Origin of the sequence: Bradyrhizobium nanningense (assembly GCF_004114535.1) — a bacterium.
GTDB classification, from domain to species: Bacteria; Pseudomonadota; Alphaproteobacteria; order Rhizobiales; family Xanthobacteraceae; genus Bradyrhizobium; species Bradyrhizobium nanningense.
In genome coordinates, this window is the sequence record NZ_LBJC01000030.1 from 164,327 (window position 1) to 188,502 (window position 24,176).

Below are 24,176 nucleotides of genomic sequence, written 5' to 3' on the forward strand. Positions count from 1 at the left end.
GCCTTATGCCTTCACCGCGGGCGTAAAATCCTTGCCGACCGAGATCGCTCTGGGATCGATGATGCAGTGGAGGATCGACGGCTTGCCCGAGGCCAGCGCCCGCTCGAACGCCGGCGCGAATTCTTCGGTGCGCTCGACCCGCTCGCCATGACCGCCGAACGCCTTCGCATACATCGCAAAGTCAGGGTTCTTGAGCTGAGTGCCGACGACGCGGCCGGGATAGTCGCGCTCCTGGTGCATACGGATGGTGCCGTATTGCGAATTGTCGACGACAATCACGACCAACGGCGCGTCATACTGTACGGCCGTCGCGAACTCCTGGCCGTTCATCAGGAAACAGCCGTCGCCGGCAAAGGCGACGACGATTCGATCCGGATATTGCCGTTTCGCAAGCACCGCCGCCGGCACGCCGTAGCCCATCGAGCCCGAGGTCGGCGCCAGCTGCGCCGCAAAACTGTGGAAGCGGTGATGGCGGTGAATCCAGCCGGCATAATTGCCGGCGCCGTTGCAGACGATGGCGTCCTTCGGCAGCCGGTCGCGCAGCCAGGTCATGACTTGCCCGTATTGGAACGTGCCCGGCAGCTCGCGCGCCTTGTCGGTCCAGGCAAGGTAATCGGCATGCGCCTTGGCGGCCTCGCCCTTCCAGGCCACTGCGCCCGCGGGCTTCAGCGTCTCGACGGCGGCAGCGAAGGCGGCAGGCGACGCCTGGATCGCCAGCTCCGGCTGATAGACGCGGCCGAGCTCTTCCGAGCCTGGATGCACATGAATCAGCTTCTGCTTCGGCGAGGGAATGTCGAACAGCGTGTAGGACGAGGACGGCATTTCCGACATGCGGCCGCCGATCAGGAGAATGACGTCGGCGTTATCGATGCGCGCCTTCAGGCCCGGGCTCGGCCCGATGCCGAGATCGCCGGCATAATGCGAGTGATCGGCATCGATCAGCGAGGCCCGGCGGAACGAGGTCGCGACCGGCAGGTCGAACCGCTCGGCAAAGCGCGCGATGCCCTTGGTCGCCTCGTCGGTCCAGCGCGAGCCGCCGAGGATGACCAGCGGCGCCCTGGCGCCCGCGAGCATGGCACCGAGCTTTTCGAGATCGGCCGGCCCAGGCCAGCTCACCGCAGGCTCGATGCGCATGGCATCGGCAACGGCCGCGGTCTCGGTCAGCATGTTCTCCGGCAGCGCGATCACCACAGGACCGGGGCGGCCCTGCATGGCGACGCGGAAGGCACGCGCCACCAGCTCCGGAATGCGGTCGGGGCGGTCGATCTCGACCGCCCATTTCGCCATGGCGCCGAACACGGCCTTGTAATCGAGCTCCTGGAACGCCTCGCGCTCGCGCATGCCGGTATCGACCTGACCGACGAACAGGATCATCGGCGTCGAATCCTGCATGGCGATATGGACGCCGTGGCTGGCATTGGTGGCGCCAGGACCGCGGGTGACGAAGCAGATTCCGGGCCGCCCGGTGAGCTTGCCATAGGCCTCCGCCATCATCGCCGCGCCGCCCTCGGCGCGGCAGATCATGACGTCGATCGGACTGTCATGCAGCGCATCGAGCGCGGCCAGATAGCTCTCGCCCGGCACGCAGGTGACGCGCTCGACGCCTTGCGCGACGAGCTGATCGATCAGGATCTGGCCGCCGGTGCGGGTGTTGCGGATGGTCATGTCGGCTCCCTCAAGGCTTTGGCGATGCGCTACTATTCGGGAACTGCGTAAGACAGGCCGGGAGAGCGCGCAAGCTCGAAAGCCGATCATAGCCTGCGCAGGCGGCATGCCGATCCCTGCTCCTTGCACGACCACCCGTTCGCGATGACGTGACAGCAATGACGGTGTATGAGCTGACAAGATGGTCCTTCAAATGACGCTGTCATTCCCCGCCTAGTGCGCAATTGCGCACGGGGGCGAGGAATCCAGTACGCCGCAGCCTTGATTCAAATGGCCTCAGATTACTGGATCGCCCGGTCGAGCCGGGCGATGACAGCGCGTGTGTGGCTGCAGACACGCCTTCGCATCCTCGCGGCGCTTTCCGCCCGAGTTTTGCGCTTCGCGTCACGCCCTCAGAATGAAAGGGCGCAGGGAAGGCCGGGCGCCGGCTGGCACCCTCGGTCCGCCGTGCAATCAGATGCACACGCATAGGCACAACGGATCAACAGGTGAAGCCGAAACGTCCGGCCTTCCCTGCGCGATGTTTGACAGCGTATGGCGCGCTCTCTCCGGAGACGAGTTCCTGCTTGCCTCCGTCACCTCGCGGATTGGCGGCGCGCTTTGCCCGGTCGGGCTCGGCGCACCTCCGCAAGGCTTGGCTGTAGCGACGACAGCCAGGACCACGCGATTTGGCCGTACGCACCAGCGCCGCTCGTCCGCACGAAGCAGGACCTCACGGGGTTGATCCCGCCCTGCTCCCGCCTCTCGTGCACGACGCCGCCTGCGTCCACCGCTCCCCGATCCGCGGCTCGTGACGACGTACGACCGCCCCTTTCGCCGGATCAGGATGAGCGACACATACGCCGAAACCGAATTTCGGCAAAGCGGAATATTTTGGCGCTTGCGGATTGACAAAGGCCGACACAGGCGCGTTGCCCGCTAGGCAAGCCTTTGCGACGGCTACCGAGCTTGGACGTTTTCGTCTATGGTCCGGCCGAACCCCAACGTCGAGGACATCGGAAATGCAGACCATCGGCCTGATCGGCGGCATGAGCTGGGAGAGCACGGCGCTCTATTACAAGCTGATCAACGAGCGCGTCCGCGAACGGCTGGGCAAGCTGCACTCCGCCCCGCTGCTGCTGTATTCCTACGACTTCGAAGAAATCAAGCAGATGCAGTACGCGGGCCGCTGGAGCGAGGCGGCGGCCAGCCTGGCCGAGGTCGCGCGGCGCCTCGAAAGTGCCGGCGCACGGGCGATCGTGCTGTGCACGAACACGATGCACAAGCTGGCGCCCGACATCGTCTCCAGCGTGACCGTTCCGTTCATCCACCTCGGTGACGCGACGGCGCAGCGGATTCGGGCGAAAGGTTACCGGCGCGTGGGGCTGCTCGGCACCAGGTTCACGATGGAGGAGGACTTTTACGTCGATCGGCTGCGCGCGCATGATCTCGACGTGCTGATTCCTCCCACCAAGGCGCGCGCCGACGTCAACCGCATCATTTACGACGAGCTGTGCCTCGGAATCGTCGCCGATCCTTCGCGTCGCCGCTATCAGGACGTGATGGCCGCGCTCGTCGCCGCCGGCGCGGAATGCATCATCCTCGGCTGCACCGAGATCACGATGCTGGTCGGCCCCGATGACACGTCGGTCGAGACGTTCGACACCACGGCCATTCACGCGGAAACGGCTGCGGATTTCGCGATCGGACGATCCTGATCAAGGGCCATACGCGCCCCTCCGGACCGCGACAGGCGGGCCCCGCCTCGCGCGCGATTATGGTTCTGATTGCCGTAAGCTTGGTTTGGGATTGTGGTATACGAACTCGTACGCCTGTAAAATACACGTTGGGTCATCGCCGGAAGCGGCCCAATTTGCCTTCACCTCCAGGATGATCCGTGGAAATTGGCGGGAGAAACAATAGTGCTCGAGCGCATGCCGCCCCCATCCAAGCGCATCAACGACCCTGAGCGCACCAAGCGCGACATCCTCGAAGTGGCGATGGCCGAATTCGCCTCGGAAGGCTATTCCGGCGCGCGCGTCGATGCGATCGCGGCGCGGACGCGCACTTCGAAGCGCATGATCTACTACTATTTCGGCGGCAAGGAGCAGCTCTACCTCGCGGTGCTCGAGGAGGCCTATCGCAGCATCCGCGCGCTGGAAGACCAGCTCGACATCGCGAGCTGCGACGCGCGCGAAGGGTTGCGTCGGCTGATCGAAGCGACCTTCGACCACGACGAGCGCAACCCGAACTTCATCCGCCTGGTCTCAATCGAGAACATCCATCACGGCAAGCACCTGAAGCAGAATCTGCTGCTGCGCCAGCTCAACGCCAGCGTGATCGCAACCCTCGACGCCATCCTCAGGCGCGGCCGCGAGGAAGGCGTCTTCCGCGACGACGTCGATGCCATCGACCTGCACCTCGCCATCTCCTCCTACTGCTTCTTCCGCGTCGCCAACCGCCACACCTTTGGCGCGCTGTTCGATCGCGACCTGAGCGAGCCCAGGATGCTGGCGAAGAGCCGGACGCAGATCGTGGAGATGATCCTGGCGTGGCTGGCGCCGAAGGTTTAGCTGGCGCTCAAGTCGGGCGACGACGCCGAAAGCGGAGCGGCGCTCCCCTCACCCGCCCTTCTTCTGCCGCGCGCTCGCCAGCAGCACCAGCATGAACGAGGCCGCCGTCATCAGCGTCGAGATCGCGGCGATGGTCGGGTCGATCTCGTCGCGCAGCGCGGTGAACATGCGCTTGGTCAGCGGCTGGTACTGGCCGCCCGAGATGAACAGCGCGACAATGGTCTCGTCCACCGCCGAGATGAAGGCGAAGATGCCGCCGGCGACTACGCTGGACTTGATCTGCGGCAGCGTCACCGCAAAGAAGCTGCGAAGGCGGTTCATGCCGAGGCTGCGCGCCACCATCTCCTGCGCCGGATCGAAGCTCTGTAAGCCCGCCAGCACCGAGATGACGACGTAAGGCAATCCCAGCATCACATTCGCCAGCACGAGGCCGGGCATGGTGGCGACCAGGCCGACCTTGGCATAGACGAAGAAGATGCCGACCGCGGTGATGATGATCGGCACCACCAGCGGCAGCAGCAGCGCCATATGGATCACGCGCATGATCCGCAGCTTCGACTGGCTGATGGCGTAGGCAGCAGCCACCCCACACGGCGTTGCGATCAGGACGGTCAGGACTGCGACGGTCAGCGTCACCCGCGTCGCCTGCATCCAGGCCGGGTTGGCGAAATATTGCTGATACCAGCGCAGCGAGAAGGACGGCGGCGGGAAGGTGAGGAAGCGCGCGCTGGAGAACGAGATCGGCACGATGATCAGAATGGGGAGGATTAGATAGACCAGCACCAGCGCGCTGATCGCATAGAGGACGATGCTTGCGGCCGCGGAGCGCGTCATTTCTGCCCCAACGCGCGATCGAGCGAGATGAAACGGCTGACGACGACGAAGATCGCGAGGACGCTGAGGAGCAGCACCACTGCGACGGCGCTCGCGGCCCCGAACTGGTTGTAAAGCTCGACATTGCGGCTCACCAGCATTGACACCATCACGGTGCGGCCGCCGCCCAGCAATTCCGGCGTGATGTAGAAGCCGAGGCAGAGCACGAACACCATGGTACAGCCCGCCAGCACGCCCGGCAGCGACAGCGGCAGGAACACGCGGACAAAGGTTAGCGACGGGCTTGCGCCCAGGCTGGCGCCGGCCTGCATCAGCTCGTTCGGGATCTTCTGCATGGTCGCATAAAGCGGCAGCACCATGAAGGGCAGCAGGATGTGCACCGTCGCGACGACCGTGCCGAAGGTGTTGTGGACCAGCGCGAGCGGCTCGGAGATCCATTCGAGATTGCGCAGGAGCTGATTGATCACGCCGCTGCGCTGAAGCAGCACCAGCCAGGCATAGGCGCGCACCAGCACGCTGGTCCAGAACGGCAGCACGACGAGCGACAGGATGAGGATGCTCCATCCTTTCGGCACCGAGTTGGCAAGATAAGCCACGGGATAACCGAGCAGCAGCGCGATCCCCGTGACCGCGAGGCTGATCTCGAAGGTCAGCGCGAAGCTGCGCCAGTAGACGTCTTCCGTGAACACGCGGCGATAATTCTCCAGCGTGAAGCCGTCATGGTAGATCGACTGCCAGGCGAGCCAGCCGACCGGCAGCACGATCAGCGCCAGAATCACCAGCAGCGCCGGCGACACCAATGCCAGCATCAGGCCGTGCTCGCGGCGCCGATGCTTTTGGGAGGGATCTGGCACTGATGTCGTCAGCATAAGCTCGCTCATCTCGGGTGCTGCACCTCTCCCGCTTGCGGGAGAGGTCGGATCGCGAAAGCGGTCCGGGTGAGGGTTCTGTCCTCTTGGGGATTCTTTCTCGCGGAGACACCCTCTCCCCAACCCTCCCCCGCAAGCGGGGGAGGGAGCGCAGCGTCGGCAGTGGTGCGACTCGCGCTCATCACGACTATACTTACTTCTGCATGAAGGACGCCCAGCGCTTCTCGGCGGCTTCTCCGGCAGGCGAGGACCACCAGGCGTAGGACATCAGCGCCTGCTTGGCCGCGTTCGCCGGCTCGCTCGGCAATTGCGCCGCACGCTCAGGCTTGATCACGTTCGTCTCGAACGCCTTGGGATTGCCCGGACCGTAATCGATGTGCAGCGGCAGATTGGCCTGGTGCACGGGATCGACGGCCTCGTTGAGGAATTTGACCGCGGTGGCGAGATTGGGCGCGCCCTTGAGGATGCAGAGCGAAGTGCTCTGCAGGATGCCCTGGTTGTAGGTGAAGGCGACCTTGGCACCTTCCTTGGCGACGGCGCTGACGCGGCCGTTCCAGGCCATCTCCATGTCGACCTCGCCGTCATTGAGCAGCTGCGCCGACTGGGCGCCCGAGGTCCACCACACCGTGATGTGCGGCTTGATCTCCTCGAGCTTCCTGAAGGCGCGGTCGACGTCGAGCGGGTAGAGCTTGTCCGGCGCGACGCCGTCGGCCATCAACGCCGCCTCGAGCGTGGCGATCGGATGGTTGCGCAACGCGCGGCGGCCCGGGAATTTCTTCACGTCCCAGAAATCCGCCCAGCTGTTCGGTGCATCCTTCGGGAACGTCTTCTGGCTGAAGGCGAGCACGCTGGAATAGAATTCGTAGGAGACGGAGTAAAGACTGCGATACGCCTCCGGCATCGCCGCAGCGTTGGGGATCTTCGAGAAGTCGAGCTTCTCGATCAGCCCCTGCTCCCCGCCGCGCAGGCAATAGCCGGTCGGGGTGTCGACCACGTCCCAGATCGGCTTGCCGCTGCCGACTTGCGTCTTGATCGCCGGCCAGGCGTCGGGAATCGAATCCTGGTTGATAGTGATGCCGAGCTTCTTGGCGGAGGGATCGAGGATCGCCACCGTCTGCGCCTGCTGATAGGCCCCGCCTTGCGAGACGAAGGTGATCTGCTCGGCGGCATCAGCCGCGGTGCCGCTGAGCGCGATTGCACCCACCAGAGCGCAACCGAATCCGAAATTTCGTATCGCCGTCATTCTCGCCTCCTCCAATAGAGATCTCACCGACCGATCGCATCGAGAAACTGGTACCAGCCGGCGACCATGCGCACGGCGGGCTCACGCAGCGGATAGAACGGAATCGTCTTCATGCGCCTGATATCGAGCAGGCCCACATCGGGACTTTCGCCGCGCGCGAAAGCGGCGAGATAGCGGCCCATCAGGCTCGACATCGCAACACCCGCGCCGTTGTAGCCCAGCGAGACCAGGGTGCGGTCGTCGAGCCGGCCGATATGCGGCACCGAATCCAGTGTCATCGCGACCAGGCCCGACCATTTGTATTCGAGCGGGACGTCCGCCAAATCAGGGAAGATGCCGACCATCGCCTTGCGCAAAGCGTCGAACGCGACTTGCGAATCCTGCTTGCCGAAGGCGCCGCGTCCGCCGAAGATCACGCGGTTATCGACCATGCGGAACCAGCGCATCATGCGCTTGGTTTCGGTATAAGTGCGCCCCGTCGGCATCAGCCGACCTGCGAGATTGCGCGGCAGCTGCCTAGTCGCGACCATGGCGCTGCGGAACGGGATCAGCGTGCGTTGCATGTGCGCGGTGGCGCCGGTGAGGTCGGAATAGCTGTTGGTGGCGATGATCGCCTGTTTTGCTCGCACGGCTCCCCGTGGCGTCTCGGCGACGATTCCGTCCTTCTCACGCCGCAGCCTGATGACGGGCGACTGCTGGAAGATGGAGACGCCGCGACGCGCGACGCCGTCGGTGAGGCCGCGCAGATAGTTCAGCGGATGAATGCCGCCGGAACCGGGATTGAGCACGCCGCCGACGAAGATGTCCGAACCGGTCTCGTCACGCACCCCGTTCTTGTCGAGGATGCGAACCTCGGCAGACCCCATCTCGCGCGTCATCCAGTTGGCTTCGTCGATCGCGGACCGGAGCGTCGTCTCGTTATGCGCGGCCTTGACCTGGCCGGTGCGGGTCAATGCCGCGCTGGCGATGTCGAATTCGGAGACGAGCTCCTCGACCATATCAGTCGATTCATGCGCGATCTCGTACATGCGCCGTGCCATGGCGCGGCCATGTGCGGCATCGACCTCGCGAAACGACAGGCGGAACTTTGCGGTGATCACGCCGCCGTTGCGGCCGCTCGCACCCCAGCCGGGACGGTTGGCCTCGAGCACGATTGGCGACAGGCCGCTCTTGGCGATGTGGTGCGCCGCGGACAAGCCGGTATATCCCGCACCGACGATCACCACATCCGCCTGGTGCTCGCCCGACAGCACGGGAAAATCGCGCGCCGGCGCCGCCGTGGCTTCCCACAGCGAGTTGGCCGAGGGCAGCGCGCTCCAGTCCCGTGTCATGCCCGTGCTCATGGATCTAGGCTTCCGGCCCCGATGGCCGCGTCCGCGAGCGCCTTCAACGTCGGAAAATGGAAATCCGGCTTGGTCAGCGTCTCCACCGCCGGCGTGCCGCCGAAGCCGGCGATGCCCTGGCGACGTTCGATCCAGCACACCTTGTAGCCGAGCTTCCGCGCGACCCCGACGTCGTGGTACTGGCTCTGCGCGACATGCAAAATGTCGGACTGCTTGTAGCCGAAAGCGGACTGGCGCCCCCTGTTGTAGGCGAAGAATTCAGGATTGGGTTTCGCAACGCCGGTGTCGTCGGCACACACCGTGTCGTCGAAGGGATCGCCGAGCGCGTGGGCATAGCAGGACAGCGCGACGCGGTCTGCATTGGTCATCGCCACCAAGCGGAATTTCGTGCGCAGGCGCTTGAGCGCCTCGACCGAATCCGAGAACGGTCCCCAGCGCAGCACGGCAAGCTGGAACATTTCGCAGGACGCATCATCCGATGGCAGCCCGAGCTCCTTGGCAAGGTGGCGATAGACGTGGAACATCGCCTCGCTGGAGCGCCCGTAATGCTTGTCCCGGCCGCGCTTGTAGGGCTCGAAGATCTGATCGTCGCTGAGCTCGGCCGCCGTCTTGCCCGCGATCCTGCGCACCGCGGAGAGCACGCCGGTCTCGAAATCGATCAATGTGCCGACGACGTCGAAGGTGAGAACCTTGAAATTGCTGAACGAGGCTGGGGACGACATTTCGCTTCTTCTCTCGGTTGGACAAGACTTGAGTTCAGTCCACCCTGGGCACGACGATGGTGTCCTCGGGGTGAAGGGTGACGGTGAGGCTGCCGCCGAGCGGCGGAATGCGGCCGTAGGCCTGGTGATAGGCCGGCTGGCGCAGGCTGAGCGCAATGCCGCTTTCGAGCGCCAGGAAGATGCGCAGGCTCTCGCCCTGGTAGACGATGTCGGTGACCGTGCCGGTCAGCCGGTTGCAGGCGGCGTCCTGCGCGCCGTCGTCGATCAGGAGTTTTTCGCTGTGCACGGCGAGCATCAGGGCAGCGCCTGTGGGAATGGCGCGGCCGCTGCGCAGCAGCGCATTGCCGAGCGCGACGCTAGAGGCATCGACGCGGCGAACGGGGAGCATCGTCGCTTCGCCAATGAAGCTCGCGACGAAGGAATCGGCGGGATGATCGTGCAGGCGCTCGGGTTCATCGATCTGAATCAGCCGGCCGTCCTTCATCACCGCGACGCGGTCGCTCATGGTCAAAGCTTCGCGCTGGTCATGGGTGACATAGATGATGGTGGCGCCGATGCGCCGGTGCAGCGCGCGCAGCTCGATCTGCATGGATTCGCGCAGCTGCTTGTCGAGCGCGGACAGCGGCTCGTCCATCAGGATCAGCCGCGGCTCGAAGATCATGGCGCGCGCGAGCGCCACGCGCTGGCGCTGGCCGCCGGAGAGCTGCGCAATGCCGCGCTCCTCGTAGCCGGCGAGCCCGACCATGCCGAGCGCTGCGCGCACCTTGTCGGCCCAGCTCGCCTTCGGCAGGCGGCGGGCGCGCAAGGGGAAGGCGACGTTCTCACCGACGCTCATATGCGGGAACAGCGCGTAGTTCTGGAACACGACGCCGATGTCGCGCTTGTGCGGCGGCATGTAGGTGACGTCGCGGCCGCCGAACAGGATCGTGCCTGACGACGGCAGGGTGAAGCCGCCCAAAATTCCGAGCAGCGTGGTCTTGCCCGAGCCGGAGGGACCGAGCAGCGAGACGAACTCGCCGGCGCCGACATTGAGGGAGACGTCGTCGAGGGCGCGGACGGGGCCATAGGCCTTGCTCGCGGATCTGATCTCGACGCTTTCCGCTCGTTTGTCCAACGATCGACCTCGCCCATCCCTGTAACGGCGTGCCTCACTGCGCGCCATAAGCCTGCTTTATAGAGAGGGAATGTGAGCACTCTTGATCGAAGCGTGCGCCGCACCAAATCTTCTCTCGTGAGCCCTGTCTTCAGGCAGTGATGGCAATGACAACAGACTTGGCAAAACTCGGCAATTGCCAAATTCTCACGCGGCCCATAACATGGGGTTATGCCCGAGCTGCGCCGGATGCTGCCTTCCAGTAACGCCCTGTTCGTCTTTGACGCGGCGGCGCGCAATGGCAGCTTCACGGCCGCGGCCGCCGAATTGAACGTCACGCAGCCGGCGGTGAGCCGGATGCTCGGACAATTCGAGGAGCATCTCGGCGTTCGCCTGTTCGACCGGACCGCGGGGCGCGCGGTGCTCACCGAGGAAGGCGAGCTCTTGTATCGCCGCGTGCTCGACGGCTTTCGCAGTATCGAGAGCGGTCTCGTCGAGATCGAGCGGCGCCGCAAGGGTACCGAGACGGTGACGCTGTCGGTCTCGTCAGCCTTCACCACGCATTGGCTGATGCCGCGCATCGACAAGCTTCAGAAGCAATTTCCGCAGGTCGATCTGCGCTTCCAGCTCATCTCCGGCGCGTTGCGCGGGCCGGTGGAGAATGTCGACCTCGGCATGCGCTTTCGCGATCGCGAGGAGCCGTCGTCGGGCGGCACACTCGTGATGAGGGAAGTCATGCTGCCGATGTGCAGCCCCAGCTATCTCGGCGAAACCGATCCCACCGAGGGCAACACCATCATCCGCCTTGCCGAGACGCCGGGCGACTGGGCCGCGGATTACGCATCGCTCCTCACAGGGCGCCGCGGCGCGGCCAAGGCGCTGAGCTTCACCGACTACGCCGTCGTGGTGCAGGCCGCCCTGCTCGGCCAGGGCATCGCGCTCGGCTGGTTGACGGTCACCTCGCACTGGTTATTGACCGGCGCTCTGGTGCCGGCCTCCGACCGGTTGACCACCACGCGCCGGGTCTGCGAATTCCTGCCGCCGCGCAATCGCTTGATGCGCCCCATCGCCGCCGAGATCCGCGACTGGATCATCGCGCAGATGACAAGCGAGATCGCCGCGATCGACCGGCTCTATCCGAAGCTCGGCGCGATGGAAGCGTGCTACTAGGCAGGCGGTGTTGGGTGAGGCACCCTCCCTCCCCGTCATTGCGAGCGCAGCGAAGCAATCCAGAGTCTATCTGCGGAGGGATTCTGGATTGCTTCGCTGCGCTCGCAATGCCGATGTGGAGAGAGCTTTGGCCCTACCGATGCTCGATCGCCCGGATCGCGCCACGCAGCTCGGCGAGACCGCGCAGACGGCCGATGGCGGTGTAGCCGGGGTTGGTGCGCTTGGTGGCGGCGAGGTCGTCGAGCATGCGGTGGCCGTGATCGGGACGGAAGACGATCCTCTTGTCCGACGACCGCCGGGCGTTCTCCTTCAAGAGCGCCTTCAGCACCGCGACCATGTCGACGTCGCCGTCGAGATGATCGGACTCGTAGAACGACAGCCCGTCCGCCTCGCGCTTGGTGGCGCGCAGGTGGGCAAAGGCAATGCGCGGGCCGAAGCGCTCGGCCATTTCAGGCAAATTGTTCTCGGGTCGCACGCCGAGCGAGCCCGTGCACAGGCAGATGCCGTTGGCCTTCGACGGCACCGCATCGAACAGCGCCTGATAATCGTCGGCTGAGGAGGCGATGCGCGGCAGACCGAACAGCGGCCGCGGCGGATCGTCCGGATGCAGGGTCAGCGACACCCCGAGCTGCTCGGCCACCGGCGTCACGCGCGCCAGAAACTCGGCGAGATGCTGCCGCAGGATCTTTGGCGTGATGTCGCGATAAGTCTCCAGCCGATCGCGGAATTGCGGGATGGTCATCGGCTCGGTGGTCGAGCCCGGCAGCGCGGTGGCGATCACCATGACCAGATAGTCGATATCGGCCTGGCTCATCTGGTCGAACAGCTTCTTGGCGCGCGCCTGCTGCTCGGGCGAGTATTCCTGCACGGCCGCAGGACGCTTGAGGATGTGCAGCTCAAAGGCGGCAAAGCGCTCCTGGTCGAAGCGCATGGCGCGGGCGCCGTTCGGCAGCTCCCATTCGAGATCGGTGCGGCACCAATCGACCACCGGCATGAAGTTATAGCAGATGATCTTGATGCCGGCGCTCGCGACCGCCTCCAGGCTCGCGATCCACGCCTCGGTGGACTTCGTCGCCTTAGCCCCCAGGCGCTTGACGTCGTCGGGGATTGGAATCGATTCCACCACCGACCAGGTCAATCGCGAGCGGCCGGGTCGACCGCGCTCGATGAAGTTCTTGCGCTCCTCGACCGCCTTGCGCGTCCAGGCCTCCCCAATCGGCACCTGATGCAGCGCCGAGACGATGTCACTCGCCCCGGCCTGCCTGACGTCGTCCAGCGACACGGGATCGTCGGGCCCGTACCAGCGCCATCCCTCCAGCATCATAGGCATTGTCTCCGATCAGTCCGCGGTCAGCACGACCTTGACGCTCTGCGAGCGGTCGAGCGCCAGCCGCAGCGCATCGGGCGCGGTCGACAACGGCCGCTCGGTGGTGACCAGCGACAGCACGTCGACGCTGCCATTGGAGATCAGTTCCACGGCGGTTGCGAATTCGAAGCCGAAGCGGAACGAGCCGCGCAGGTCGATCTCCTTCGCCATCACCGCATTCGACGGCGTCGGGATCTGGCCACCCGGCAAATTGCCGATCTGCACCACGATGCCACCGCGCCTGACGATGCCGATCGCGCTGGCAAGGCCTGCGGCGGTTCCGGAGACCTCGAATGCAACGTCGTATGGGCGCGAGGCCGCCTGCGCCTTGAGCCCTTCCTCGCCGCCGGAGATATTCTCGACGTGCGAAGCGCCAAGCCGGGTTGCAAAGGCGAGCGGCGCCGGCGCGATGTCGGCGACCGTGATGTCGGTCATGCCGGCGCGGCGCGCGGCGAGCATGGTCAGAAGCCCGATCGGGCCGGCACCGAAGATGATGCCGCGCTTGCCCTCGATATTGCCGGCGCGCGCGACCGCGTGCAGGCAGACGGCGAGCGGCTCGGCCAGCGCCGCGGCCTGGTAGGAGACGTGATCGGGAATCTTCACGCACTGCGCCGGGATCGCGTCGAAATAATTGGCAAAACCGCCCTGCATGTGCGGCGTCTTCGACGCAGAGCCCATGAAGTAGATGTTCTCGCAGAGGTTCGGCCGGCCCTCGCGGCAGGCGACGCAATGGCCGCACCAGCGCGACGGGTTGATCGCGACGCGGTCACCGACCTTCAGATTGGCTGCGGCGCCTGCGATTTCCACGACCTCGCCCGAGATCTCGTGGCCGAGCACCAGCGGCGACTTCACCACGAAATCGCCGGTGCGGGCATGGCGGAAATAGTGCATGTCCGATCCGCAGATGCCGCCGGCGCCGAAGCGGATGCGCACCATGCCGTCTGCGAGCTTGTCGAGCGGATGCTCGATCATGCGCAGATCTTCGGGACCGAACAGGGTTGCGGCAAGAGCGATCGAGGTCATTTGGAGAGTCCCATGTATTTTGGCAGCCAGAGGGTCAGTTCGGGAATGTAGGTGATCGCGATCAGCGCCAGCATTAGCGGCACCAGCCAGGGCAGGATCGCCACCGTCGTGCGCTCGACCGAGAGTCTTGCCACGCGGGCGAGCACGAACAGCACCATGCCGAGCGGCGGATGCAACAGGCCGATCATCAGGTTCAGCGTCATGATCAGGCCGAAGTGAATGGGATCGATGCCGAGCTTGAGCACGATCGGCAGCAGGATCGGCACCAGAATGGTGATCGCTGCTGTGGTGTCGATGAAGCAGCCGACGAACAGGATCAGGACGTTGGCGAGTGCCAGGAACACCCATTTGTTGTGGGTGACGCTGAGCATCCAGTCCGAGAGCGTCTGCGCGGCCTGCGACACCGTGAGCAGCCAGGCGAAGATCGAGGCGGCGGTGACGATGAACAGCACCGAGGCCGTGGTCTCGATCGTGTCGAACGTCGCTTTCGCCACCGTTTGCAGCGTCATGGTGCGGTAGCGGACGAGGCCGAGGAACAGCGACCAGATCACGGCGGCAACCGCAGCTTCCGTCGGCGTGAACCAGCCGAGCGTCATGCCGCCGATCAGGATCACCGGCGCCATCAGCGCCATCACCGCCGAGAAGTCGAAGTACCAGTCGATCACCAGCAGCGTGCCGAGACCGATGACCACAGACACGTTGACCGAGAGGCCGGCCATCACCATCAGCCAGATCGCGAGCGGGAACGAGAGCACGACGACGATCTCGAGGCCGGCCGAGCTGAGCTGCGGCCAGGAGAACGGCGTGTCGCTGCCCCATTTGTTCTTGTGCGCGAAATAGGTCACGGTGGCCATCATGAACAGCGTCAGGACAACGCCAGGAATGACGCCGCCGAGAAACAGCGCGCCGATCGAGACGTTCGCCATCATGCCGTAGATCACGAAAGGCAGCGACGGCGGGATGATGGGGCCGAGCGTCGCCGAAGCCGCGGTGACGCCGACCGAGAACTCGGTCGAGTAGCCGTGGTCCTTCATTGCCTTGATTTCGATGGTGCCGAGGCCGGCGGCGTCCGCGATCGCGGTGCCGGACATGCCCGAGAAGATCACCGAGCCGATGATGTTGACGTGGCCGAGGCCGCCGCGCATCCACCCCACCAGTGCGACGGCGAATTTATAGATGCGCCCGGTGACGCCGGCGATGTTCATGAGGTTGCCGGCGAGAATGAAGAACGGCACGGCGAGCAGCGGAAAGCTCTCGACGCCGGCGATCATGCGCTGCGCCAGCGTCACGTCGGGCGTCACGCCGCTGACCAGGATGTAGAGCAGCGACGAGGCGGCCATGGCGACCGCCACGGGAACGCCGAGCAGCATCAGGACGAGGAAACCTCCGAGCAACAGCAGCATGATGTCAAATCTCCGATCCGTCGTAGGCACCGGGACGTTCGAGGACCGAGTAACCCTGCCGCCAGTGCTGCAGTGCCGCCTGCAACGAGCGCACGAACATCAGCACGAAACCGAGCAGCACGGCGTAATAGACGTAGTTCTTGGGGAAGTTGATCGTGGTCATCTGCTCGTCGCCGATGATCTGGATGTAGACCCAGACCAGCTTGGTGGCGTACCCGAAGAAGGCGATGCGGATCAGGTCGATCATTGTCGACAGCGCGCGCCCCGCGGGCCGCGGCAGATAGCGGTAGACGAGGTCGACCTGGATGTGCCGCGACAGCCGCACGCACATCGAGGCGCCGATGAAGACCACCCCGATCAGGCAATAGGTCGCGATCTCCTCGGTCCAGGCATAGCTGTCGTTGAGCACGTAGCGGGTGAAGAACTGGAGGAAGACGGCGAGCGCCATCACCCAGAAGATCGCAAGCGCCACCCAGTCCTCGAACGCGTAGATGCCGAGATCGACCTTCGGCGTCGCCTCCTCCTCGAAGGTATGGGCGATCTCGTCCGCGGTGATCTGCCGGTGTATTTCGGCGGTGGACATGGGGTTACCTCTCTCCAATCGTCGTTCCGGGGCGACGCATCAACGTCGAACCCGGAATGACGTCTTTGTTCTGCTATCTACGCTTGCTCCGCTCCTCATCCTGAGGAGCTTGCGAAGCAAGCGTCTCGAAGGATGGCCCCGGGCGAGATCGGGGCCTTCATGGTTCGAGACGCGCTTCGCGCTCCTCACCATGAGGGTCTTACTTACTTGACGGCCTGGATCTTTTCCCAGTCGGCCTTGCGATAACCGAAGGTCTCGAACGCGACGTTCTTCAGCACGGTGTCGCGGAACTCGTTCTTGTCGACCTCGGTCACGGTCAGGCCCTTCTCCTTGAAGAAGGCGACGAGCTTGGCTTCGTTCTGCTTGATCTCGCCGGTGGCCTTGGCGGCGGCTTCCTGCGCCACGTCGGTGAAGATCTTCTTGTCCTCGTCAGAGAGCTTCTTCCACAGCGCGCCGGCGATCACGGTATTGAGGTGATCGACGATATGGCCGGTCAGCACGATGTGCTTCTGCACCTCGTAGAACTTCTTGGCCTCGATCGTGGTCAGCGGGTTTTCCTGCGCCTCGACGGTGCCGTTCTGGAGCGCGAGATAGACTTCGGCGAATGCGATCGGCGCGGTGTTGGCGCCGCAGGCGCGCGGCATCGCCAGGTACGCCGGCACGTCGGGCACGCGCATCTTCAGGCCCTTCATGTCGGCGCAGGTCTTGATCGGCTTGTTCGACGAAGTCTGGCGCACGCCGTAATAGGTCACCGCGACGATGTGGTGGCCGCTCTTGTCCTCATAGCCCTTGGCGAGCTCCTTGAAGATGTCGCTCTTGGTGTAGGCGAGCAGATGATCGGCATCGCGGAACGTATAGGGATAATAGGTCACCCCGATCGGCGGGAAGCTCTTGGCCGCGAAGCTCGAGCCGGAGATGATGATGTCGACCGAGCCGAGCGACAGGCCCTGGTTGATGTCGGCCTCCTTGCCGAGCTGGGAGGCCGGATAGACGTCGATCTGGTAGCGCCCGTTGGTGCGCTTGCCGATCTCCTGCGCGGCCCAGACCGAAGCGGTGTGGAACGGCTCCGAGGTCTCGTAGACATGGGCCCATTTCAGCTTGGTCTGCGCCATGCCGGCGCTGGTCGCAGCCAGCAGCGTAGCGGCGGAGATCACTGCTGCAATCGTCATCTTCTTCAACATCGACTTTTCCTCCATCATTCAAGTCTGCTTCTTGTTCGCCCGCCCCGGCACGGATGCGGACCACACAATCTCATCACCGCCGCGCGCGACCGCTCCCGGCCTGCTTCTTCGGTGGCCGCTTTGATGCCGCCGGCTTCGCCGGGGCTCGCGAAGTCCGGCTCCGCCCGGAAGAGGATCCTGCCGCTTTCTCGGCGCCGAAATTCTGCGCGAAGCGCTCCTGGGAGCGCGCCAGATGCTTTCGCATCGCCTCGCGCGCGGCGTCCGGATCATGCGCCGCGATCGCCTCGCGCACGGCGCGATGCTCGTCGAGCGCAGTGCGCCAGGTGCCAGGGCTCTCGAAATAATGCGCAAGCTGCGCGAAATAGGGGTTGAGGCGCTGGTCGAACAGCTCGCCGACCACGCGCACCAGAACGGCATTGCCGAGGCTTCCGGCGATCGCGACGTGGAAGGCGCGGTCGTGAACCATGGAGGCTTCGCCGGGATGCTCGACCTGCTCCATCGCGAGGAGGGAGGCGTCGATGCGGGCGATGTCGTCCCTCGTCGCCACGCGTGCGGCCTGTTCGGCGATCGCGCTTTCCAGGAATTCACGAGCGCGCAGCAGCTCGAACGGCCCCTCGATGACGGACGCGGCTGCGGGCGCGGCGATTGCGGCGGGCTCGATCACATAGATGCCGGACCCGACCCGGATGCGCAGGCGGCCCTCGACCTCGAGCGCGATCAGGGCTTCGCGCACGGTCGGCCTGGACACCTTGAGCTGCTCGGCGAGCTCGCGCTCGGTCGGCAAGCGACTGCCGACCGCGTACTCGCCGCTGTCGATCAGGCTTCGCAATTGATCGGCGACCTGGCGATAGAGCCGTCTCGCCTCCACAGCTTCCAGCGGCACGCTGGTCCTCCCGAAAGGGTCGCGCGGGAGCAATTCAGTCCGCGGCCCGCCAATTTTGGAAAATTGGTCTTACCAATTGACCGAAGCATTGACCTGATACGGGCGCCATGTCAAGCAGCGGCAAAGCAAAGGGGGAGACGTCCATGCGCCCAGGTTCAGCGCGTCTTGGCGGCGCCAATCTCGACCGGTTGCCGTCGGCCGTCCGCCGCCCGGCCTATGACCGTTCGCGCGTCACGCCCGGTATCGTGCATCTCGGTCTCGGCGCGTTTCATCGCGCGCATCAGGCCGTCGTCATCGACGATTGCCTTGCAGCAGGCAGCTCCTCCTGGGGCATCGTCGGGGCCAGCCTGCGCAGCCCGGACACGCGCGCCGCCCTCGCCCCGCAGGATCATCTCTACACACTTGCCGTACGCGCCGCCGAAGGCACCGAACATCGCGTGATCGGCGCACTGCTCGACAGTGTCGTCGCGCGTGAGAAGCCGGCGGCTCTGGTCGAGCGGATGGCCGATCCCGCCACCCGCATCGTCTCGCTCACCGTCACCGAGAAAGGCTATTGCCATACGCCGCAGACCGGGGATCTCGACGAGCGTCATCCCGACGTCGTGCATGATCTCAACAATTTCGACGCGCCGCGCTCGGCGCCGGGCTTCATCGTCGCGGCGCTGGCGCGCCGGCGCGCGCAGGGGTTGCCGCCGTTCACCGTGCTGTGCTGCGACAACCTCGCCGCCAATGGCCACACCGTGCAGCGCATCGTGACGCAGTTCGCCGCGCTGCGCTCCAAGGATCTCGGCAAGTGGATCGCGGACAATGCCGCCTTCCCCTCGACCATGGTCGACCGCATCGTGCCTGAAACGACGGATGCCGACCGCGACGCGGTGTCGAACGCCCTCGGCCTACGCGACGCCTGGCCCGTGATGACCGAGCCGTTCACGCAATGGGTGGTCGAGGACCGCTTCACGGCGGGCCGACCCGATCTTGCCGCCGCGGGCGTCGAGCTCGTTTCCGACGTCAAGCCGTTCGAGCTGATGAAGCTGCGGCTGCTCAACGCCAGCCATTCGGCGCTGGCCTATCTCGGCTATCTCGCAGGCTTTGAGACCATCGCCGACACCATGCGGGACCCGCATTTCGCTCGCCTCGCAGCAAAGGTGATGGAGGAGGCCGCGGTGACGCTGACGATGCCCGCAGGCACGGATCTCGCCGCCTATCGCGCTTCGCTGTTGAAGCGCTATTCCAATCCGGCGCTGCATCACCGCACCTGGCAGATCGCGATGGACGGCTCGCAAAAGCTGCCGCAGCGCCTGCTTGGCGCGATGCAGGATCGCCTCGCGCGGCGGCTGCCGATCGCAACGCATGCGCTCGCGGTGGCCGGCTGGATGCGCTACGTCAGCGCAACAGACGAACAGGGCCGCGCCATCGACGTGCGCGATCCCCTTGCCGGCGAGTTCGCCGCGCTGGCGCGTGAGGCGGGACCTGTGGCCGAGCGGCTCGCGCCCGCTCTGCTCGGCGTCGGACAAGTGTTCGGACCGCTGGGTGCCGAGCCACGCCTGCGCGAGGCCGTGACCGCGGCCCTCGGCCGTCTCTACAAGGATGGCGCGCGGCGGGCGGTGGAGTCGCTCGTGTCGGCTTGACCACAGAGCGGGCAATGCTGCACTGCGGTCCAAATCGAACACGAAGTCGAACGGAAGTCGCGCTTGATTTTTGCCTGTCCTTGCCCCACCCGAGAGCGATGGCAAAGGACAGTAAGATCATCGCCGCAAACGCGGCCTTCTACGCCGCTTTTTCAGCAGGCGACTTCGCCGGCATGGAACAGATATGGGCCGATGACGACGGCATTTCCTGCATCCATCCGGGCTGGCCGGCGATCGTCGGGCGCGCCACGGTGATCGGAAGCTGGCGCGACATCCTGCAGAATCCGGAGCGGCCGCAGATCGTCTGCGCCGAGCCGCAGGCGATCGTGGACGGCGACAGCGCCCGCGTGCTCTGCATCGAGATCGTCGACGGCACCGCTCTGGCCGCGGCGAACCATTTCCGCCGCGTCGGCAACGACTGGCGCCTGGTGCATCACCAGTCGAGCCCGATCGCGCAGATTGTCGAGCAGGTTGAGGACGATAGGACGAGCCACCGCGTCCACTGACCGCGGCGAACGGGCGGGCGTGTTCTACTGTGCATGGGGTTGTTTTTCGGTTTCTTGTTTGGCGAGCCCGAGTTCCGACAGATCATCCAGCACGAACCGTGCCGCGCTGAAATCCTCGTCGCGGAAAAACATGCTCCGGGTGATCAGAACCGGAATGCCGGCGCGTGAGGCGGCGATCAACCCGTTGGCGGAATCCTCGATGGCAACGCAGTCGGCCGCGTCCAGCTTCAGCCGCGCCAGCGTTTCCTGATAGACGTCCGGCGCGGGTTTCTTGTGCCTGACGTCGTCACCGGCGACGATGGCGTCGAACCCGAAAGCCCAGCGCGCTCCCAGCGTCTGCGACAGCAGCGCAGCAATGTTGCCGTGCGAGGTCGTGGTCGCGATCGCAAGCCGCTGGCCTCGCGCCTTCGCCGCGGCGAGCAACTCGATCACGCCCGGCCGCAACTCGCAGCAGCCAGTTTCGACCAGCTCGGCATAATGCGCGGTCTTGATGCGGTGAAGCGCGGCGATGTCCTCGTCCGGCAGCGGCGGGGTGATCCCGAGCCCGGCGTGGTAGGCGCGCATGCGCTCCTTGCCGCCGGTCACCCGTAGCAGGTCCTTGTAGACGGCGCGGTCCCACTGCCAGTCGAGGCCGTGGCGGGCGAAGGCGTGGTTGAAGGCCTGCCGGTGCAGCTCCTCGGTCTCGGCGAGGGTGCCGTCGACGTCGAAGATCAGCGCGGCCGCGCGCCGGATCAGCTCGCTGGCATCCGCCGGTGCGAAAGCGAGCGCCTTTGCCTGCATGATCGGTGCCTCCCTGTGACAAGCGAACATCGCCCGCGGCAGGAGACGAGACAAATCGCAATATCTTTTGCCGGACCCAAAAATCTCTTATGAGCGAAAGGCGCGCGACGGCGCGGACGGAACTTCGAGCTTTCAGGGAGACGCATGCGCCTCTTCATTCTTGGCCTCGGCTACAGCGCCCGGCATTTCGTCCGCAAACACGGCGGCAGCTTCTCGCATCTCGCCGGCACCGTGCGCGATCCCGCGCAACGGGGCGACCTTGCCGGCATCGACGTGGACGCCTTTTCGGGCGGCCCTCCGTCGCGCGAGACGGTCGAACAAACCCGCGATGCCGATGTGCTTCTGGTGTCGATCCCGCCCGGCAGCTCCGGCGATCCCGCCATCGCGGCGTTCGGCGACGTGCTGGCGGCGCGCCGCCGCAAGGTTGTCTATCTCTCCACCATCGGCGTCTATGGCGATCACGACGGCGGCTGGGTGGACGAGAGCACCCCGCCGCAGGCAACGCTCGACCGCGCGCGCATGCGGATTGCGGCAGAGCAAGCCTGGATGGACATTGCGCGCGGCGATGCCGCGATCCTGCGGCTTGCCGGCATCTACGGCCCCGGCCGGAATGCGCTGGCGACGCTGCGCGCGGGAAAGGCGCGGCGCATCATCAAGCCCGGCCAGGTCTTCAACCGCATCCATGTCGACGACATTGCGAGTGCGATCATGGCCGCCATTCGCCACGAAAGCGGCGGCACCTGGAATGTCTGCGATGACGAGCCCGCGCCGCCGCAGGACGTGATCGTCTATGCGGCGAAGCTGATGGGCGCGCCGCCGCCGCCCGAGGAGGATTTCGCCACCGCCGAGATGTCGGCGATGGCGCGCAGCTTCTATGCCAGCAGCGCCCGTGTCTCCAACGCGAAATTGAAGCGCGAGCTCGGCGTCACGCTTGTCCACCCGACCTATCGGCACGGCCTCGATGCGCTGTGGCGCGCGGGCGAAGGACGCTAGGGTTCCGGCATCCCGGCGCGTTCCAGACATGCCCCGCCCGCGCTTGACTTCGCGTCGGTGCGGACATGATCTAGGCATCGAGCGAGCCACCGCATAACGAGCTCGCCTGGGAGGACGCAATGAACAAGATGATCGCCATGATCGCGACGGCGGCTGCCGTCGTCGCATTCGGCACGGCCAGCGCCGCGCCACTGCCCGAAGCCAATCCCGACGACGTCGGCTTTTCCAAACAGGGCCTGGCGCGCCTCGACAATTTCTTCGCGCGCGAGATCGCCGCCAAGCGTGTGCCCGGCGCGGTGGTCGCCATCGCGCGGGACGGCAAGCTGGTGCACTACAAGGCCTACGGCCTGCTCGATCCGGAGAAGGGCACGCCGATGCCGGTCGACGCGATCTTCGCGCTGGCCTCGATGACCAAGCCGATGGCGGCGGTCGCGGGACTGACCTTGATGGAGCAGGGACGGCTGCCGCTCCAGGCCAAGCTGTCCAATTACTATCCCGGCTTTGCCGACATGAAGGTCGGCGTGACCGAGGCCGACGGTTCGCTCAAACTGGAGCCGCAGGCCTCGCCGATCTTCATCCACGATCTCTACCGGCACACGTCGGGATTGATGTATGGCGGCCGTCCCGACAGTTCGAGCCCGGTGGCGCGGCAATACCCCGATGGCGTCGCGCCGGCGATCGAGGGCGACACCCAGGCCTTCATCGACCGCATCACCAAACTGCCGCTGGCGCACCAGCCCTCGACCGAGTTCGAATACGGCTTCTCGATCGACGTGCTCGGCGCGGTCATCGAGAAGGTGAGCGAGCAGAAGCTCGGCGACTACCTCGCCGCCAACGTCTGGCAGCCGCTCGGCATGAAGGACGCGACCTTCCACCCGACCGACGCGCAGCGCCCTCGCCTCGCCCGCCCGTTCGCCAACGATCCGCTAACGGGCAAACCGCAAGCCATCAAGCTTTTGGACAATCCGACCAAGTTCGACTGCGGCGGCGCCTGCTCGTTCGCGACGATCGGCGACTACCTCCGCTTCGGGCAGATGCTGCTCAACGGCGGCGAGCTCGACGGCCAGCGCATCCTCTCGCCGAGCACCGTGCATCACATGACGACCAACCATCTCGGTCCCGAGATCAAGAACAATGTGGCCAATGTCGAGCCGCATCGCGCCGGCTTCGGCTTTGGCCTTGCAGTCGCGGTTCGCACCAGCGAGGGGCTGTCTTCGGTCCCCGGCAATCCCGGCGAGTTTACCTGGAACGGTGCCTACGGAACGCAGTTCTTCTGCGATCCGAAGGAACGTCTCGTGGTCGTGGTCGGAACGGCGGCACCCGGCGAGCTCAGGAAATATTATCGCGAGCAGGTACAAGACATCGTCTACGGCGCGATGACGAAGTGAGACCTGCGGTATTTTACAGAGAAAGGGCGGCGCCAAGGCCGCCCTTGAACTTCAGCATCAGCTCAACACGCCGTATTTCTTGAACCAGGCCTGCGCCTGCTTCCAGGCATCTTCCGCGGCGTCCTTGCGGTAGCTGCCGCGATAATCGGCATGGAAGCCGTGCGGCGCTTCCGGATAAATCTTGAACTCGGCCGTCTTCTTGTTCTGCTCGAGCGCCGCCTTCATCTGCTCGACCTGTGCGACGGGAATGCCGGTATCGGCGGCGCCGTAGAGGCCGAGCACCGGCGCCTTCATCTCGGGCGCGAGCTGCATCGGGCTCTTCGGCCACAGCGGATTGGCGGGATCGACCACGGGTCCGTAGAAGGCAACGCCGGCCTTGAGGGTGCCGCTATGGGCGGCATATTCCCAAACCGTGCGGCCGCCCCGGCAGAAGCCGATGATGCCGAGCTTGGCCGTGTCACCGCCCTGCGATCCCGCCCACGCCACCGTCGCGTCGAGATCGGACAGCAGCTCCGCGTCCGGCTTGGCATTGACGATCGGCAAGAGGTCCTTGAGCTCGGTGATCTTGGTCAGGTCGACGCCCTTGCGGAAGTAATAGTCTGGCGCGATGGCGAAGGCGCCTAGCTTGGCGAGGCGCCGCGTCACGTCCTTGATGTATTCATGCAGGCCGAAAATCTCCATCGCCACGACGATCACCGGCGCCCTGGTGTTGCCGGCAGGGCGGGCGAAATAGGCGGGCATTTCCTCGGAGCCGACCTTGATCTTGGCGTCGCCAACCTGGAGACCATTGGTGTCAGTCGTGATCACCTCGGCCCGCACGGGCCCGGCCGCAAGCGTGTAGCCGGCCGCCACCGCCGCAGTGGCGCTCATGAAGCCGCGGCGCGAGACCGGGGCGACTTTCGTCAACCCGACGACGTCGGATGTCATGGTGGTTTCGAAGCTCATCGGTCT

General features: G+C 65.2%; 22 protein-coding genes. 7 read left to right on the top strand and 15 right to left on the bottom strand.

Annotated elements, in window-relative coordinates; all coding sequences use genetic code 11:
• Nucleotides 1-3: 3 nt before the first annotated feature.
• Nucleotides 4-1,665 carry a thiamine pyrophosphate-binding protein gene (locus XH84_RS25695; RefSeq protein ID WP_128920192.1) on the bottom strand — a complete coding sequence of 554 codons (1,662 nt, stop codon included), beginning with the start codon at nt 1,663-1,665 and terminating at the stop codon, nt 4-6.
• 1,001 nt (nt 1,666-2,666) lie between these two features.
• On the opposite strand from XH84_RS25695, the gene XH84_RS25700 reads away from it, so the two are divergent.
• Nucleotides 2,667-3,362, top strand: coding sequence for an aspartate/glutamate racemase family protein (locus tag XH84_RS25700; protein ID WP_128920193.1), 696 nt, complete (start codon nt 2,667-2,669; stop codon nt 3,360-3,362).
• Between the two features lie 204 nt (nt 3,363-3,566).
• Nucleotides 3,567-4,217, top strand: coding sequence for a TetR/AcrR family transcriptional regulator (locus tag XH84_RS25705; RefSeq protein ID WP_128920194.1), 651 nt, complete (start codon nt 3,567-3,569; stop codon nt 4,215-4,217).
• 48 nt (nt 4,218-4,265) lie between these two features.
• Here XH84_RS25705 and XH84_RS25710 read toward each other — a convergent pair whose 3' ends face one another.
• The 6 genes from XH84_RS25710 to XH84_RS25740 form a co-directional block, all read right to left on the bottom strand.
• Entirely contained in the window at nt 4,266-5,051 is a 786-nt protein-coding gene (locus tag XH84_RS25710) for an ABC transporter permease (RefSeq protein ID WP_128920195.1), read from the bottom strand.
• The gene (locus tag XH84_RS25715; protein WP_181769564.1) at nt 5,048-5,920 is read right to left on the bottom strand and encodes an ABC transporter permease; all 873 of its coding nucleotides are present in this window, start codon (nt 5,918-5,920) and stop codon (nt 5,048-5,050) included. The genes XH84_RS25710 and XH84_RS25715 overlap by 4 nt, the downstream gene beginning before the upstream one ends.
• 193 nt (nt 5,921-6,113) lie before the next feature.
• Nucleotides 6,114-7,163: an ABC transporter substrate-binding protein gene (locus XH84_RS25725; protein ID WP_128920196.1), complete on the bottom strand. Its 1,050-nt coding sequence runs from the start codon at nt 7,161-7,163 to the stop codon at nt 6,114-6,116.
• Nucleotides 7,164-7,186: 23 nt separating this feature from the next.
• Nucleotides 7,187-8,494 (bottom strand): NAD(P)/FAD-dependent oxidoreductase, encoded by a 1,308-nt coding sequence (locus tag XH84_RS25730; protein ID WP_164936368.1) that lies wholly within the window; start codon nt 8,492-8,494, stop codon nt 7,187-7,189.
• Nucleotides 8,495-8,502: 8 nt separating this feature from the next.
• A complete protein-coding gene (locus XH84_RS25735) occupies nt 8,503-9,228 on the bottom strand; it encodes an HAD family hydrolase (protein ID WP_128920198.1) in 726 nt (241 codons plus the stop codon).
• A gap of 34 nt (nt 9,229-9,262) precedes the next feature.
• The gene (locus tag XH84_RS25740) at nt 9,263-10,342 is read right to left on the bottom strand and encodes an ABC transporter ATP-binding protein (RefSeq protein ID WP_164936353.1); all 1,080 of its coding nucleotides are present in this window, start codon (nt 10,340-10,342) and stop codon (nt 9,263-9,265) included.
• Nucleotides 10,343-10,552: 210 nt separating this feature from the next.
• On the opposite strand from XH84_RS25740, the gene XH84_RS25745 reads away from it, so the two are divergent.
• Nucleotides 10,553-11,491, top strand: coding sequence for a LysR family transcriptional regulator (locus XH84_RS25745; protein ID WP_128920200.1), 939 nt, complete (start codon nt 10,553-10,555; stop codon nt 11,489-11,491).
• Between the two features lie 133 nt (nt 11,492-11,624).
• On the opposite strand, the gene uxuA is transcribed toward XH84_RS25745, so the two are convergent.
• From uxuA to XH84_RS25780, 6 genes are all read right to left on the bottom strand, one after another.
• The gene (uxuA, locus tag XH84_RS25755; protein WP_128920202.1) at nt 11,625-12,815 is read right to left on the bottom strand and encodes a mannonate dehydratase; all 1,191 of its coding nucleotides are present in this window, start codon (nt 12,813-12,815) and stop codon (nt 11,625-11,627) included.
• A 15-nt stretch (nt 12,816-12,830) separates the two neighbouring features.
• Complete coding sequence (locus tag XH84_RS25760) at nt 12,831-13,880, bottom strand: L-idonate 5-dehydrogenase (protein ID WP_128920203.1); 1,050 nt, start codon at nt 13,878-13,880, stop codon at nt 12,831-12,833.
• Nucleotides 13,877-15,283, bottom strand: coding sequence for a TRAP transporter large permease (locus XH84_RS25765; RefSeq protein ID WP_128920204.1), 1,407 nt, complete (start codon nt 15,281-15,283; stop codon nt 13,877-13,879). Before XH84_RS25765 ends, XH84_RS25760 begins: the two co-directional genes overlap by 4 nt.
• Nucleotides 15,284-15,287: 4 nt before the next feature.
• Complete coding sequence (locus XH84_RS25770; protein WP_128920205.1) at nt 15,288-15,866, bottom strand: TRAP transporter small permease; 579 nt, start codon at nt 15,864-15,866, stop codon at nt 15,288-15,290.
• A 203-nt stretch (nt 15,867-16,069) separates the two neighbouring features.
• Nucleotides 16,070-17,035 carry a sialic acid TRAP transporter substrate-binding protein SiaP gene (locus XH84_RS25775; protein WP_430641960.1) on the bottom strand — a complete coding sequence of 322 codons (966 nt, stop codon included), beginning with the start codon at nt 17,033-17,035 and terminating at the stop codon, nt 16,070-16,072.
• Between the two features lie 85 nt (nt 17,036-17,120).
• Nucleotides 17,121-17,930, bottom strand: coding sequence for a FadR/GntR family transcriptional regulator (locus tag XH84_RS25780; protein ID WP_128920206.1), 810 nt, complete (start codon nt 17,928-17,930; stop codon nt 17,121-17,123).
• A gap of 143 nt (nt 17,931-18,073) precedes the next feature.
• Here XH84_RS25780 and XH84_RS25785 point away from each other — a divergent pair, with 143 nt between their 5' ends.
• Together XH84_RS25785 and XH84_RS25790 are read left to right on the top strand one after the other, a co-directional pair.
• Complete coding sequence (locus tag XH84_RS25785) at nt 18,074-19,558, top strand: mannitol dehydrogenase family protein (RefSeq protein ID WP_164936355.1); 1,485 nt, start codon at nt 18,074-18,076, stop codon at nt 19,556-19,558.
• Nucleotides 19,559-19,656: 98 nt separating this feature from the next.
• Entirely contained in the window at nt 19,657-20,064 is a 408-nt protein-coding gene (locus XH84_RS25790) for a nuclear transport factor 2 family protein (protein WP_128920208.1), read from the top strand.
• A 24-nt stretch (nt 20,065-20,088) separates the two neighbouring features.
• On the opposite strand, the gene XH84_RS25795 is transcribed toward XH84_RS25790, so the two are convergent.
• Nucleotides 20,089-20,844 (bottom strand): HAD family hydrolase, encoded by a 756-nt coding sequence (locus XH84_RS25795; RefSeq protein WP_128920209.1) that lies wholly within the window; start codon nt 20,842-20,844, stop codon nt 20,089-20,091.
• Nucleotides 20,845-20,988: 144 nt separating this feature from the next.
• Here XH84_RS25795 and XH84_RS25800 point away from each other — a divergent pair, with 144 nt between their 5' ends.
• On the top strand, nt 20,989-21,837 hold the full coding sequence (locus XH84_RS25800) for an SDR family oxidoreductase (RefSeq protein WP_128920210.1): 849 nt from the start codon (nt 20,989-20,991) through the stop codon (nt 21,835-21,837).
• Between the two features lie 119 nt (nt 21,838-21,956).
• A complete protein-coding gene (locus tag XH84_RS25805) occupies nt 21,957-23,225 on the top strand; it encodes a serine hydrolase domain-containing protein (protein ID WP_128920211.1) in 1,269 nt (422 codons plus the stop codon).
• Between the two features lie 57 nt (nt 23,226-23,282).
• Here XH84_RS25805 and XH84_RS25810 read toward each other — a convergent pair whose 3' ends face one another.
• Nucleotides 23,283-24,170: a dienelactone hydrolase family protein gene (locus tag XH84_RS25810; RefSeq protein WP_128920212.1), complete on the bottom strand. Its 888-nt coding sequence runs from the start codon at nt 24,168-24,170 to the stop codon at nt 23,283-23,285.
• Nucleotides 24,171-24,176 lie beyond the last annotated feature (6 nt).

Coding starts and splice junctions, on each gene's coding strand:
- XH84_RS25695 (WP_128920192.1), bottom strand. CDS start 1,665: ATGACCATCCGCAACACCCGCACCGGCGGCCAGATCCTGATCGATCAG.
- XH84_RS25700 (WP_128920193.1), top strand. CDS start 2,667: ATGCAGACCATCGGCCTGATCGGCGGCATGAGCTGGGAGAGCACGGCG.
- XH84_RS25710 (WP_128920195.1), bottom strand. CDS start 5,051: ATGACGCGCTCCGCGGCCGCAAGCATCGTCCTCTATGCGATCAGCGCG.
- XH84_RS25715 (WP_181769564.1), bottom strand. CDS start 5,920: ATGCTGACGACATCAGTGCCAGATCCCTCCCAAAAGCATCGGCGCCGC.
- XH84_RS25725 (WP_128920196.1), bottom strand. CDS start 7,163: ATGACGGCGATACGAAATTTCGGATTCGGTTGCGCTCTGGTGGGTGCA.
- XH84_RS25730 (WP_164936368.1), bottom strand. CDS start 8,494: ATGACACGGGACTGGAGCGCGCTGCCCTCGGCCAACTCGCTGTGGGAA.
- XH84_RS25735 (WP_128920198.1), bottom strand. CDS start 9,228: ATGTCGTCCCCAGCCTCGTTCAGCAATTTCAAGGTTCTCACCTTCGAC.
- XH84_RS25745 (WP_128920200.1), top strand. CDS start 10,553: ATGCCCGAGCTGCGCCGGATGCTGCCTTCCAGTAACGCCCTGTTCGTC.
- uxuA (WP_128920202.1), bottom strand. CDS start 12,815: ATGATGCTGGAGGGATGGCGCTGGTACGGGCCCGACGATCCCGTGTCG.
- XH84_RS25760 (WP_128920203.1), bottom strand. CDS start 13,880: ATGACCTCGATCGCTCTTGCCGCAACCCTGTTCGGTCCCGAAGATCTG.
- XH84_RS25765 (WP_128920204.1), bottom strand. CDS start 15,283: ATGCTGCTGTTGCTCGGAGGTTTCCTCGTCCTGATGCTGCTCGGCGTT.
- XH84_RS25770 (WP_128920205.1), bottom strand. CDS start 15,866: ATGTCCACCGCCGAAATACACCGGCAGATCACCGCGGACGAGATCGCC.
- XH84_RS25775 (WP_430641960.1), bottom strand. CDS start 17,035: ATGACGATTGCAGCAGTGATCTCCGCCGCTACGCTGCTGGCTGCGACC.
- XH84_RS25785 (WP_164936355.1), top strand. CDS start 18,074: ATGCGCCCAGGTTCAGCGCGTCTTGGCGGCGCCAATCTCGACCGGTTG.
- XH84_RS25790 (WP_128920208.1), top strand. CDS start 19,657: ATGGCAAAGGACAGTAAGATCATCGCCGCAAACGCGGCCTTCTACGCC.
- XH84_RS25795 (WP_128920209.1), bottom strand. CDS start 20,844: ATGCAGGCAAAGGCGCTCGCTTTCGCACCGGCGGATGCCAGCGAGCTG.
- XH84_RS25800 (WP_128920210.1), top strand. CDS start 20,989: ATGCGCCTCTTCATTCTTGGCCTCGGCTACAGCGCCCGGCATTTCGTC.
- XH84_RS25805 (WP_128920211.1), top strand. CDS start 21,957: ATGAACAAGATGATCGCCATGATCGCGACGGCGGCTGCCGTCGTCGCA.
- XH84_RS25810 (WP_128920212.1), bottom strand. CDS start 24,170: ATGAGCTTCGAAACCACCATGACATCCGACGTCGTCGGGTTGACGAAA.